Here is a 13,838-nt window from a genome sequence, read left to right as displayed (position 1 = left end):
GTTCAGGACGAACTATGAACTTTAAGCGTATCGAAACCTTTGTATTAGTCGCCACATTGGGCTGTTTCAGGAAAGCGATAATGAAGAGACTGACTTAATGCGGATTGAACTAGTCAATGAAATGAGCTGCATCGTCTATTTCGGCGACAACATTAGTGAGCAGACAGCAAGCCAAGTGAGTTGGGCTATTGATCGTATCCGTGCAGATATGAGTGACCAAGTCGTTGATATTGTTGCTTCGTACACTTCCATTTTGGTGTATTACGATATCGAAAAAACTGATAGGTTCAAGATCATTGCAAGTTTGAAGCATACACTGCGTGACTCTAGAGATGGCTATGAGAGGCAAGTTGGTTCTGAGGTGATTGATCTGCCTGTTTACTACGGCGATGATGTGGCGTTGGATATGGATGATGTGTGCCAATATAACAAGTTAAGCCGAGAAGAGGTGATCACAATTCATAGCGAGAAATTGTATCAAGTCTTCGCTATTGGTTTTAGCCCCGGATTCGCTTACCTTGGCACAACTGATGAGCGGATTGCGACACCTCGTAAGTCCACACCTAGGCTTAAAGTACCGACAGGTAGTGTCGGCATTGCTGATAATCAAACGGCTATTTATCCCAGCCCAACTCCGGGCGGTTGGCAAATCATAGGCAGAACACCGATTAAGATGGTCGATTGGGAAAGTGACTCTTTCGCTAAAGTAGCGGTTGGTAATCACGTGCGCTTTCGCTCAATTACTAAGCAAGAATTTTTGCAGCTAGGGGGGAACCTCAATGAGTTTTGAGGTGATTAAACCCGGTTTTTTGGCGCTTATACAAGACCTAGGACGCTTTGGCTTTCAGCACATGGGAGTCACGACTGGCGGTCCGATGGATGAACATGCCTTTTGCTGGGCAAACCGGTTACTTGGCAATAAATTAAACGCCCCACAGCTTGAAATTACCTTCGGACAACTAACCTTAAAAGCGCATGATAATACCTGTATTGCATTAACCGGCGCTGATTTAAATGCACACCTCAACGATAAAAAAGTGCACCCTTGGCGAACTTACCAAGTGAGAAAAGGTGACACTGTTACGTTTGAATCGCCGATCAGCGGTTTGCGTAGCTACTTAGCGGTAATTGGAGGCTTCCAACTTGAAGCTAAACTCGGTAGCGTAGCCAGTGTCCCGCGAGAACAAATTGGCGGTTTAACAAACGGAGAGTCTCTCAAAGTGGGGGACAGGCTGTTTTTTCTCTCCAGTAGAGACCTGCCTCATGGGGTTGCGCCAACATGGGCGATTCCAGATTATCAAGCCCCGCTTGAGTTAGGTGTAATGCTTGGCTATCAAGCGAAAGAATTCCCGAATACAGAGCTAATGACGCTACTTTCCAGTGAGTATGAAGTTTCACAAAACATAGACAGAATGGGTTACCGCTTAACTGGGAAGCCAATTCGCTGCAACCGAGATGGTATTGTTTCTGAAGGGATTGCCTACGGTGCAATTCAGATCCCGCAAGATGGTCAGCCAATTGTGTTGATGAAAGACAGGCAAACGATAGGTGGTTATCCCAAAGTTGGTAGTTTGAGTGCTTTGGATACGGGACAACTTGCGCAGCGTGCTCCCGGAAGCCTCGTTCGTTTTTGTATGAGCGATATCGCTGAGGCAGAAGCTAAGAGAATGCTCTTCAATAAGGCAATGACATCACGATAGATGTTAATGAGCTTATATGTAAGGTAAGTATGTTCACGAAACTAATTTGAAGTTTCTAGACCTCTTCCCCAACTCTGTGCGCCGTTCCACGCTTCAAGCCCTATACGTATTGGTCCTGAATTTGCTAAGGTGTTCAATAAATTAGCGCTATAGCTTGTGAGTAAATACATTACTGCAATACGAGGTTTAATTGGACGTGACACCATTGGTGTAGATCATTACGTGACCAACCTTAAAGCAGATGCTAGGTATTTACAACGCTTACACAGTGGGAGTAGGAACAGTAAATGAAGATTAAAAATGTACTTGGTTTGGCAGCGATTATTCTGGGCTTAACGGGCTGTGTTAATCTGCAACATAAAGACAATGTGACATCCAGTAGCTTGGTAGAATTCCTTTACCCAGACTCTACCAACTATGTTGAACACAAACCTGAAATTCCGGTTTTGACACTACCATTAAATGTCGGCATAGCGTTTGTTCCTAGCTCGCAAAGCAGTTCATTAGAACCTTCAGCGAAGAAAAAATATGACATTTTGTCCGATGTTAAAAGAAAATTTGTAGAGCTCGATTATGTGAATCGAATTGAGATTATATCGGACAATTACCTTAAAAAAGGCGGTGGCTTTGATACGCTTGAACAAATTTCAAGGCTGCACAATGTCGACGTTATCGCCTTGGTCTCTTATGACCAAGTGACTCAAAACAACCAAAATCACGCCTCTCTTCTTTATTGGACGATTGCAGGGATGTACTTGATACCGGGCAACGACAATACGACACAAACATTTATTGATACCGCTGTTTTTGATGTCAAAAGTAACAAACTATTATTCAGGGCTCCGGGTGTTAGTAAAGTCGAAGCAATATCTACAGCGGTCGGCTTAGATGAAACAATCATTGATAATTCAAATGAAGGTTTTGATTTGGCAGTGACGGATATGATCACTAATTTAAACACTGAACTCGATCTCTTTAAAGTGCGTGTTAAAGAAGAAAAAATAGCCAAAGTTGAATACAGCAGCGGTTACAGTGGTGGCAGCGTCAGTTGGTTAGTTATTAGCGCATTAATGATGATTTGTTTGGTGAGAATGAAAGAGAGAACCCGAAGCCGTGTAACGGCGTAAACGGTTTGGATCGCTAGATCTTCAATGATAGTGGTGTAGAAATGAGCCAAGGTTCATTACTCTACTTAAGCTACGGTGTATTTAGCTGAGCATTATTTCAAGGTAGATAGCCGTAGCATTAACATGGTTCTTACAACCTCAACTTGTGAAAGTTTTGCAGCACATATCTACATTTCCAGTTTGCCATCTAAAAACGAATAATCGAAACTGATTGCATTGATATCATTGAAGTTAACATGGATAGATGATGAAAGGTGTAATAGAGCACTTTGAGCAACTCACTTCAGCAGAAAAACTCTATGGCTTATCACTATTTTGGAAAGAAGCCAGTTACAACTTTGCCTTTTTCGATCAAGTGGCTGAGCTTGATTTTAACCAAATGTATCAAGAGTTTATTCCGAAGGTTATCGCAGCAAAATCCACATATGAATACTATCGAACATTGCAATTATTCTGTGCTTTGTTGCAAGATGGACACACTAACATTTATATGCCATCTGACGTAGAAGAAAACAATATAGATTGGCCTCCAATCTCGACTACAGAACTGAATCAAGAAGCAATCGTTACATCTATAGCGCACGATTTGTTAGAAAGTATCCCACTTGGCTCCAAAATCTTAGCGGTCGATGATGTACCGATCAAAGCTTATCTAGAGCGTAAGGTCATGCCGTATATCGCTAGTTCGACTAATCATATTTTATGGGCGGAAGCGGTAAGGAAGTTACTTCACGGAGCTCCGAACAGTTATTTAGTCCTGACAATTCTAACACCACAAGGTGAGCGGAGGAGCAAGTCAGTAGGACGGGATGCGCGCTCTGGGCGTTACGTTGAGCAATCTTTGAATTTACCATCAGCACAAAACAAGCTAATCAAATACAAGCGATTTGAAATGGATATCTCCTATATTGGACTTAATGATTTTAGTCGTGAGGAAGTCATCCGTGAATTTGAATTGCTTCTACCTGCAGTAAGAAAATCAAAAGGATTGATTCTCGACTTGAGATTTAATGGTGGCGGGAGCAGTTTAATTGCAGCTGAAATACTTTCGCATTTGACCAGAGTTCCCTTACAAGGGGCAAGTTGGAAGGCAAGACAACATGTCTCAGTATACAAAGCTTGGGGAGTGGTGAATAACAATTATAAACAATATGCGGAAGATAATGCGTGGATTACTGGCGAGCATGAGATGATAGAACCGAAACCCAGCGCACTAACGAATTTACCTATATATGTCTTAATTGGTCGAGATACGGCTTCCGCTGCAGAAGATTTTTTAGTTTATACACAGTCGCTAGATTACATCACTACCATTGGTGAGAAAACTTATGGAAGCACGGGTCAGCCACTGTTTCATAACCTACCAGGAGGAGGTTGCTTTAGGATTTGTAGCAAACGCGACTGTTTCCCTGACGGTAAGGAATTTGTAGGCATAGGAATAGAGCCTAATATTGTCGTTACACCTAAGTATCAGCATGTACTTAATGGCGTTGATTATGTATTAGATACGGCGGTAGAGCTGATGAAAAAGAATATAATTGGCAAAACTAACGCTAGTTTAAACTCATAGCTATAAAAGATATGAATTCTCCGACTGATTTTCTCATCGTGTTTGCAGTGCGTCACAAATGGTGACTGTGTTTATATACAGTACTTTGTGATTCCTTATAATTATTGCTTAGCTCAGTGTTACGCTGCAATGTTTCAGTGCTGCACTATTTGATAGACACTATCTCCAATTAAGGGGTTATTTTAATGACTCATTCAGAATCAAACTGCCTTTGTGGCGCCGTAAAAATCACCGCACAAGAGGTGAATCCTAAGTTCACTGTGTGTCATTGCCAATCATGTAGAACTTGGGGAGGTGCACCATTCTTTGCAGTGAAGTGCGGAACTAAAGTGAAAATTGAAGGTGAAGACAAGGTTAAGATGTTCGAATCTTCGTCTTGGGCATCTAGAGGGTTTTGCACTGAATGTGGAACACATTTGTTTTACAAGCTAAAGGCTACAGGGGAATATAATATGCCTGTTGGCTTGTTCTCAGGATTGAAAGACTTAGAAATGGACATGCAGTATTTCAGCGATCTTCGTCCGAGCTATTATTGCTTTAGTAACGAAACAAAAGAGATGACGACGGCTGAAATAATGGCGTATTTTAGTGATAAAATATAACTGAGATAGGCGACACAATGAAGCAATGGTAGTCATTCGTTGCAAGTGTGGCTAGGGCGCATAATTTAGCGGTTCATTTTCAGTTATACCCAAGAAGCTTGAAGGTGCAGGTAGGCGGCAAGTAAGATAGTCCCTTAAGCATAGGTGAACTATGTTATTGGGGCGGACGAACACAGCCAACACCGCTGCAACTTCAAGTATGACGGGCTTACATCAACCGTATGCACCCTTCATCTAAATACGATTACGATCCCTCAGAAGACTCTGCACATTTTGGTTTTGGGGAGTTGTTCTTCTCACGTGTGACTAGCCAGCAAACTAAAGAACCGATCGTTACCATGAGGACGCCTTGCCAAAAACTGCTGCCTAATGTAACCCCAAGAATGGCAGACGAAAAAATCGCGGAAAAGATCGGCGTAAAGTAAGATAATGTGGCAAGAAAAACCATATTCCCACCAATGATTGCTATATTCCACAACCCATAGCCACCAGCCATTAAAAATGCGGTCACCAATAATGTGATTGAAGCAGACCAGCTAAACTCCATTGGTGGCTCGTTCGAAAAAGCGTACTTTATCCAGAGCGCACAAGCTGTTGCTATAAAAAATAGTGTGATTGCATTGTGCTTCGATTGCTGTCTACGCGTTAGGTTGCAATAGATTGCCCACAAAATAGCGCCACTAAAAGCCATGATATAAACCAATGGGTTATCGCCTACATTGACTAGTAATTGCGCTATTGAGAATCCTTGCTCACCACTTACGGTGATAGCGACGCCAAAGAAGGCAAGCAAAATAGCCGGATAGAGCAACCAACTTGGGCGTTTATTGCTGGTGAGTACGGCGAACAACACAGTCAATGCCGGCCATAGATAATTGACTATCGACACTTCAATCGCTTGCGCTCGGTTATTAGAATAGCCTAACGACAACGCTAGAAAAATCTCATAGCAGACGAATAACGCTCCACCAATAATCAAATACCGCAGTGAAAACAGCGAAAACTTTGGAACGCCTAAAACGATGATGAGTAGTACAGATGATGCGCTGTAGAGCATCGCTGCGCCGCCTACTGGTCCAAGGTACTCTGTGACCAATCTTGCACAGGCGAGTAAGCAACTCCAAAACAAAATTGCCAAGCAGCCGTATAACGTAAATCGGAGTTGAGATTTTTCCATTCTTAATTTGAATCGTTGGATGAAGTTAAGAGATGGATCTTAACTCAAATTGCAGTCGTTGAAACGCAAAATAGTGCACGATTTTCGCTAAGTTTACATTTGGTTTGTTTCGCCATTTATTGTTTTCCTCAGTTGATGTAATTGATGTTTCAAGACAGATGATTTTGATTGGTGCGAGTGGGCTGATCATTTTTATTACAAGTTAATAGTTAGAGTACTATCGATAATTTTCAGCGGAACAGTTTCAAGTTTAATTGCCCATCTATCAGATAAATTAGATTTCCACCAAGCTCGAAATAGTTAACATATTGAATTATTGAATCAAAATGTTTCATGAATTCATTCGCCAAGCCTCGTTACATATAGAGTTTACCAGCAAAACTGTTGATTAACGGCTAGTTTAGATCTCTGTCAGATCGCTAATTTTTAGAAATATCATTTGAGTTCAAAGTAAAATTCAGGCATTTTATATTTAACTAACCGTTCAATTAAAAATAACAAGGATGCAATATGCCCAAGGTTGGAATGCCTGAAATTAGGAAGCCGCAACTGGTGAAAGCTACCATGTCAGTTATTGATCGAGTCGGCTTGCATGCAGCGAGTATCTCTTTAATCAGTAAAGAAGCGGGCGTCTCTACAGGGATTATCAATCACTACTTTGGTGGCAAGCATGGTTTGTTAGAAGAGACGATGAGAGAAATTCTGCGTCAGTTATCCAGTTCAATAACCACCAAGCTAAAGCAGCTACCTGTTAATGCTCATCAACAACGAATCAATGCAATTATCGATGGCAACTTCATCGGCTTTCAGGCGGAGAACAAGGTAGCAAAAACATGGCTCGCTTTTTGGTCGTATTCAATGCACGACGAGCAGCTGAAACGTCTACAACGAGTCAATGAAAAGCGATTGATCTCGCACCTAAAAATTGAACTTAAAGCGCTGTTTAGCACAGGAAACGATGGTGTTGAGAAAGTGAGTTTAGAACAAGCCGATCTTGTCGCGCATGGTATTGCATCTCTTATCGACGGCATTTGGCTGCGCGGGACGCTCAACCCTCAAGGAATAGAGGCTGAAAAAGCACGAATCATTATCAATGACTACCTTGATAAGCAAATTACCTTCTACACACAAAAACTATAAAGAGTCACACCTTCATATGGATATCAAATCACACTATATAAATGGTGGGATGCACTTTGGTCAATCCGAGGAGTATTTCACTACTTTTAACCCAGCGACGGGTGAGCCAATCGCCAAAGTAACCCAAGCAGGCCGAGAAGAGTTAGATTTTGCTGTTGAGTCTGCAAAAAATGGCTTTCGAATTTGGTCAGCGATGAGTGCTACTGAGCGAAGCCGTATTCTACTCAAAGCCGTCGCAATACTACATGAACGTAATGATGAACTAGCGGAGTTAGAAGTCTGTGACACCGGGAAACCGATCCAAGAAGCTCGCGAAGTCGATATCGTAACAGGGGCTGATGTGATTGAGTACTTTGCCAATCTCGCGCCGAGCTTACAAGGTGAGCAACAGCCGCTTAGCGAGTCTCAATTCTTTTATACACGTCGTGAACCTTTAGGCATTTGTGCTGGTATCGGTGCGTGGAATTATCCAATCCAAATCGCGATGTGGAAATCTGCCCCTGCACTTGCTGCTGGTAACGCAATGATCTTCAAACCTTCTGAAGAAACACCTTTAACAGCAATCAAACTCGCTGAAATCTATACCGAGGCAGGTGTGCCTGATGGCGTGTTCAACATTATTCAAGGTGATTACCGTGTAGGGCAAATGCTCACAGCCCATCCTGAAATTGCCAAAGTTTCGTTTACGGGCGAATCAGGTACAGGCAAAGCGGTAATGCGTGATAGCTCGAATACCCTTAAACAGGTGACCATGGAGCTTGGTGGAAAATCACCACTTATTGTTTTTGAAGATGCTCCGCTAGATCAGGCTGTGTCGGCCGCGATGGTGGCAAATTTTTATACCCAAGGCGAAGTGTGTACACATGGTACTCGTGTTTTTGTCCATCAAGACTTGTACGCCGAATTTGTTACGCAGTTAAAGCGACGCACTGAAAAATTGGTGATTGGTGATCCTCAAGATCCGAACACTCAAATTGGCGCGCTGATCTCAAAAGAGCATCAAAGCAAAGTTCTTGAAGTGATTGAACAAGCGAAATCAAGCGGGGCGAAACTCCTCGTTGGTGGGTTCAAAATCACGGAAGGTGGATTAGATAAAGGCAACTTTGTAGCGCCTACCGTTTTCATTGATTGTGATGACAACATGGCACATGTTCAGCAAGAGATCTTTGGTCCTGTGATGTCAGTTCTGCCTTTTTCTGATGAAGAAGAAGTGATCCAACGTGCGAACAATAGTGAATATGGGTTAGCTGCAGGCGTGTTTACTCAAAACCTATCACGTGCTCATCGAGTTATACATCAACTTCAAGCCGGTATTTGTTGGATTAACACTTGGGGGGATTCCCCAGCTCAAATGCCAGTTGGTGGGTACAAGCAATCGGGTATCGGTCGTGAGAACGGCATTGAAACGCTCAAAAATTACACTCAAACCAAAAGTGTTTTGGTGGAACTGGGTGACTTTGTTGCCCCTTACGCTTAACCGATAACCAAGGAGATTGTTCATGACAAAGCAATACGATTACATCATCGTTGGTGCAGGCTCGGCTGGCTGTGTGCTAGCAGACAGGTTAAGCGCGAGTGGTGAGCACCAAGTACTACTTCTTGAAGCGGGTGGAACGGACAAAAGTATCTTTATCCAAATGCCAACGGCGTTATCTTATCCAATGAATACCGAGAAATATGCCTGGCAGTTTGAAACGGTTGAGGAGGATGGGCTTGATGGTCGTAAGCTACATTGCCCACGCGGTAAGGTGCTTGGAGGCAGTTCTTCTATCAACGGTATGGTTTACGTACGTGGTCACGCTTGTGATTTTGACCAATGGCATGAACTTGGCGCTAAAGGTTGGGATTACCAAAGTTGTCTGCCTTATTTTCGTCGCGCCGAATCTTGGGCTGGTGGCGCTGATTTATACCGTGGTGGCGAAGGACCATTGGGAACTTGCAACGGTAACGAAATGAAGCTTAATCCTCTTTACCAAGCGTTTATTGATGCTGGAAAAGATGCTGGCTATCCAGAGACAGAAGACTACAACGGTTATCAGCAAGAGGGCTTTGGCGCAATGCATATGACGGTTGATAAAGGCATACGTGCTTCAACTTCTAATGCCTATCTAAGCCGCGCTAAAAAGCGTAGCAACTTTACCCTTATTAAAAAAGTTATCGTACAGCGCGTTATCCTTGAAGGAAAAAAAGCAATTGGTGTTGAGTACCAAAAAGCCGGTGTTCTACAGCAATGCTTTTCGAGTAATGACGTGGTGTTAAGTGCAGGTTCTATCGGTTCTGTTCAATTATTGCAATTGTCAGGGATTGGACCTCGCTCGGTACTCGACAATGCAGGGATTGATATAAATCACGAGCTAGAAGGGGTTGGACGAAATCTACAAGATCATTTGGAGGTGTACTTCCAATACCACTGCAATCAACCCATCACGCTAAACAATAAACTGGGGTTAGTCAGTAAGGGCTTAATTGGTACCGAATGGATCTTAACCCGCAAAGGGCTTGGGGCGACCAATCATTTTGAATCATGTGCCTTTATTCGTTCTCGTGAAGGGCTTAAATGGCCAAATATACAATACCACTTTCTTCCAGCAGCAATGCGTTATGACGGTAAGGTAGCATTCGATGGGCATGGTTTTCAGGTCCATGTTGGACCAAACAAGCCAGAGAGCCGCGGTAGCGTTGAAGTGATCTCATCAGACCCAACTGATAATCCAAAAATTGAATTCAACTACATTTCTACCGAGCAAGATAAGCAGGACTGGCGGGACTGTATTCGTTTAACCCGCGAGATTTTGTCTCAGCCAGCGATGGATGACTATCGTGGTGAAGAAATTCAACCCAGTATCGATGTCACCTCAGATCAAGATATTGATACTTGGGTCAAACAGAATGTTGAGAGTGCGTACCACCCTTCATGCACCTGCAAAATGGGTGCAGATGATGATCCAATGGCGGTGCTCAATGAATATTGCCAAGTCCGAGGTGTGGCAAATTTACGTGTGGTTGATTCGTCGATATTTCCAACCATTCCGAACGGTAACTTAAACGCTCCAACGATTATGGTTGCGGAACGTGCGGCAGATATGATCTTAGGTAACACGTTAGAGAAAGCTAAAAATACACCAGTTTGGATTGCACCAAACTGGAGAGAGATGCAACGCATGCATCCACCAAAAAGAGAGTTGGACTCTCACGCTTAATCAGTAAAGTCAGTAATCATTACAAGGAACAAAACATGTCTACGATGACAAAAATAATTTCTTCAGTCGCTTTGAGTACATTGGCCTCGGGTGCGTATGCCAACCAATGTGAAACCGTGCGCTTTGCCGATGTCGGTTGGACGGATATAACGGCAACAACCGCTGTAACAAGCGAAATATTAAGAGGTTTGGGGTACCAAACCAAGACGGATTTACTTTCTGTACCGGTTACCTATTCTTCAATGGCAAACGGTGATATCGATATCTTCTTAGGCAATTGGATGCCAACCATGGAAGCAGACATCGCTAAATATCGTGAAGCTGGCACAGTTGAAACGGTACGAGCCAATTTAGAAGGAGCTAAATACACCTTGGCAGTGCCGAAGTATGTTTACGACGCTGGTGTCAAGAGCTTCGCTGATTTGGTTAAACACGCGGATAAGTTTAAAGATCGTATTTATGGCATAGAGCCGGGTAATGATGGAAATCGTCTTATCCAATCGATGATTGATACTGATGCATTTGGACTAAAAGACTTCAGCTTAGTTGAATCAAGTGAAGCTGGCATGGTTTCTCAGGTGTCTCGCGCGGTTCGTCGTGACCAATGGATCGTATACCTAGGTTGGGCGCCACACCCGATGAACAGCAATGTTGAAATGGAGTATCTCGCTGGTGGCGATGATTACTTTGGTGCCAACTATGGTGGGGCGAATGTATACACCAACGTCCGTGAGAACTACGTTTCAGAATGCAAAAATGTCGGACAGCTTCTTAACAACCTTGAGTTTACGCTTGAAATGGAAAACCAGTTAATGGAAGCGATTCTAAACCAAAAACAGAAGCCAGCTAATGCTGCGCAACAATGGTTGAAAGCGAATCCAACACAAGTTGAAGCTTGGCTGAAAGGCGTGAACACGCTTAAAGGCGAAGACGCGAAGCAATCAGTTACAACGTATTTAAATTCGAAAGCTTAACTTATTTGGGTGAGCATTTATGCTCACCCAACAAAACAAAGGATTTACTGTGAAATTTATTTCGGACAACAAAATTCCGTTGGGTGAGTGGATGGAGACGGGAGTCGACTGGCTCACGCTCAATGCGGCAGGTCTGTTTGACGCGACATCGTTCTTTCTGGAAAGCATTATTCTGTTCGTCGTGGATATCTTTAAGTGGATGCCGCCATCGATGCCGATTCTAATTACTGCAACTCTTGCTTGGTTGTTGCATCGTAGCCTTCCATTAGTCCTTTTTATCGTCGTAGCGCTGCTGACGATATTGAATCTTGGTTACTGGCAAGAAATGCTGGAAACCTTTGTCCTAGTTTTCGCTGCGACAACGATTTCCGTATTAATTGGTGTACCGATTGGAATTATGGCTGCGCATCGCCCATGGCTATATACCTTGCTAAGACCCATATTGGATCTGATGCAAACCGTTCCAACATTTGTGTACTTAATTCCAACATTAGTATTGTTTGGTTTGGGGATTGTTCCTGGACTTATCTCAACCATAATTTTTGCGATAGCAGCACCTATTCGTTTGACCTACTTGGGTATAACAAAAGTCCCTGAAGAGTTGATTGAAGCGGGAAAAGCTTTCGGTGCTAGCCGTATGAAACTGCTATTTAAAGTAGAGTTGCCTGCTGCAATGCCAAGCATCATGGCTGGCGTGACTCAGTGCATTATGTTATCGCTCTCTATGGTGGTGATTGCTGCATTAGTTGGCGCGGATGGTCTAGGCAAACCGGTAGTACGTGCGCTAAACACGGTGAATATCTCTCAAGGTTTTGAAGCGGGATTAGCCATTGTTTTGGTCGCAATCATACTTGATCGTTTATGCAAAGCGCCAAATCAGAAGGAGGCATAACATGGATGCAATTATCATAGAAAACCTTGATGTCGTTTTTGGGCAAAAGCAATCGAAAGCGACCCAGTTGTTAGACGAAGGCAAAACACGTCAAGAAATCATTGATGAAACAGGGTTGGTTGTTGGTGTTGATAATGTCTCGTTGAAGGTAAAAGAAGGCGAGATCTGTGTATTGATGGGCTTGTCTGGATCGGGTAAATCAAGTTTGCTACGAGCGGTAAATGGTTTAAACCGAATCACTCGCGGTTCACTAAAAGTAAAAGATGGCGAGCAACTCGTCGAGCTAGCGAATTGTGAGGAGAATACTCTACGTGATTTACGCACCCATCGAGTGTCGATGGTGTTTCAAAAATTTGCATTAATGCCATGGCTTACTGTTATTGACAACGTTGCATTTGGTCTTGAAATGCAAGGTATACCTAAACAAGAACGTCGAAATAAAGCACGACAGCAACTCGAGATGGTTGGTCTGTCAGAATGGGAGAGCAAATATCCTCACGAGCTTTCGGGTGGTATGCAGCAGCGCGTTGGTCTTGCGCGTGCTTTCGCTATGGACAGTGATATTTTGCTGATGGATGAGCCGTTTTCTGCATTGGATCCTTTAATTCGGACCCAGCTACAAGACGAACTTATTCAGCTACAAAAGAAACTAAACAAAACGATTCTGTTTGTTAGCCATGATTTGGATGAAGCACTAAAAATCGGCAATAACATTGCTATTATGGAATCTGGCAAGCTTATCCAGCACGGCAGACCAGAACAGATTATCTTAGAGCCGGAGAATGACTACGTAAAAGACTTTGTTGCTCATACCAATCCGTTGAACGTACTAAAAGGGCGTTCTTTGATGCAGCTACGTGAGGAATTAGTAGAGAAAGAACAACAAGTTCAGATTTGTGCTCAACAACAACTTTGGGTTGTGCAAAATGAACAAGGACTTCAACTGGTGAATTCAGAAAAAACTTTGCTCGATTGGCAAAGTGTCGGTGGTGATCTAGAAGAAATAGGCAGTTCGACAGTTGTTGTCGCTAATGCTGATATTACAATGCGTGAGGCAATAGAACTAAAGCAAAGAAGCGCCCAACCTATCATCATGGTAGAAGATGAAAAATTGGTTGGCGTACTTAGTGACAACGAACTTTACGATGCGTTGTTAGGTAATTTCAAAACAAAGCAAGTGGCTTAAACTTTTCTTCTCGAACCTTCCGATTTTGCGGTAGTTATTGATAATGTAACTGCCGCTATCCTGTAAAAATTCCTTATTACTCTCGACGTTCATTCTCTGACCTGATGGTATTTTGTCTTACTTAATGTAACGGCGATGTTAATTTAACATGCAAGTGTGAGCATTGTTTAATATTGCAGTATTGTAAACTGCGCGTTGCATCTAATGGTTCAATGTAACTTACATCTAATGCTAATGTATAAAATGAATGAATATGTCATATGCAACTTT

At 42.9% G+C, this 13,838-nt stretch carries 12 protein-coding genes; 11 read left to right on the top strand and 1 reads right to left on the bottom strand.

Annotated elements, in window-relative coordinates; all coding sequences use genetic code 11:
- Window positions 1–97 precede the first annotated feature (97 nt).
- From pxpB to L4C38_RS03990, 5 genes are all read left to right on the top strand, one after another.
- Window positions 98–790 carry a 5-oxoprolinase subunit PxpB gene (gene pxpB, locus L4C38_RS04010; protein WP_428796243.1) on the top strand — a complete coding sequence of 231 codons (693 nt, stop codon included), beginning with the start codon at window positions 98–100 and terminating at the stop codon, window positions 788–790.
- On the top strand, window positions 780–1,700 hold the full coding sequence (locus L4C38_RS04005; protein ID WP_428796242.1) for a 5-oxoprolinase subunit C family protein: 921 nt from the start codon (window positions 780–782) through the stop codon (window positions 1,698–1,700). The genes pxpB and L4C38_RS04005 overlap by 11 nt, the downstream gene beginning before the upstream one ends.
- 287 nt (window positions 1,701–1,987) lie before the next feature.
- Window positions 1,988–2,827, top strand: a complete 840-nt coding sequence (gene rhlP / locus L4C38_RS04000) for a rhombotarget lipoprotein (RefSeq protein ID WP_428796241.1) — start codon at window positions 1,988–1,990, stop codon at window positions 2,825–2,827.
- A 247-nt stretch (window positions 2,828–3,074) separates the two neighbouring features.
- Window positions 3,075–4,397, top strand: coding sequence for a S41 family peptidase (locus L4C38_RS03995; protein ID WP_428796240.1), 1,323 nt, complete (start codon window positions 3,075–3,077; stop codon window positions 4,395–4,397).
- 185 nt (window positions 4,398–4,582) lie between these two features.
- A complete protein-coding gene (locus L4C38_RS03990; RefSeq protein ID WP_428796239.1) occupies window positions 4,583–4,999 on the top strand; it encodes a GFA family protein in 417 nt (138 codons plus the stop codon).
- A 244-nt stretch (window positions 5,000–5,243) separates the two neighbouring features.
- Here L4C38_RS03990 and yddG read toward each other — a convergent pair whose 3' ends face one another.
- Complete coding sequence (gene yddG, locus L4C38_RS03985; RefSeq protein ID WP_428796238.1) at window positions 5,244–6,176, bottom strand: aromatic amino acid DMT transporter YddG; 933 nt, start codon at window positions 6,174–6,176, stop codon at window positions 5,244–5,246.
- Window positions 6,177–6,686: 510 nt separating this feature from the next.
- Here yddG and betI point away from each other — a divergent pair.
- From betI to choV, 6 genes are read left to right on the top strand one after another with little or no spacing between them, the layout of a single operon-like run.
- Entirely contained in the window at window positions 6,687–7,316 is a 630-nt protein-coding gene (gene betI, locus L4C38_RS03980; RefSeq protein ID WP_428796237.1) for a transcriptional regulator BetI, read from the top strand.
- 16 nt (window positions 7,317–7,332) lie between these two features.
- Window positions 7,333–8,793, top strand: coding sequence for a betaine-aldehyde dehydrogenase (gene betB, locus L4C38_RS03975; RefSeq protein WP_428796236.1), 1,461 nt, complete (start codon window positions 7,333–7,335; stop codon window positions 8,791–8,793).
- A gap of 22 nt (window positions 8,794–8,815) precedes the next feature.
- Window positions 8,816–10,516 carry a choline dehydrogenase gene (gene betA, locus L4C38_RS03970; protein WP_428796235.1) on the top strand — a complete coding sequence of 567 codons (1,701 nt, stop codon included), beginning with the start codon at window positions 8,816–8,818 and terminating at the stop codon, window positions 10,514–10,516.
- A 35-nt stretch (window positions 10,517–10,551) separates the two neighbouring features.
- A complete protein-coding gene (locus L4C38_RS03965; protein ID WP_428796234.1) occupies window positions 10,552–11,490 on the top strand; it encodes a choline ABC transporter substrate-binding protein in 939 nt (312 codons plus the stop codon).
- Window positions 11,491–11,539: 49 nt separating this feature from the next.
- The gene (choW, locus tag L4C38_RS03960) at window positions 11,540–12,382 is read left to right on the top strand and encodes a choline ABC transporter permease subunit (protein WP_428796233.1); all 843 of its coding nucleotides are present in this window, start codon (window positions 11,540–11,542) and stop codon (window positions 12,380–12,382) included.
- A 1-nt stretch (window position 12,383) separates the two neighbouring features.
- Complete coding sequence (gene choV, locus L4C38_RS03955) at window positions 12,384–13,568, top strand: choline ABC transporter ATP-binding protein (protein WP_428796232.1); 1,185 nt, start codon at window positions 12,384–12,386, stop codon at window positions 13,566–13,568.
- The last annotated feature ends 270 nt before the right edge of the window (window positions 13,569–13,838 follow it).

The sequence above is a fragment of the Vibrio kasasachensis genome (assembly GCF_050337565.1).
In the GTDB taxonomy this organism is placed as follows: domain Bacteria; phylum Pseudomonadota; class Gammaproteobacteria; order Enterobacterales; family Vibrionaceae; genus Vibrio; species Vibrio kasasachensis.
The sequence above is the reverse complement of the archived record's forward strand: the minus strand, read 5'-3'. Positions and strand labels throughout refer to the sequence as shown.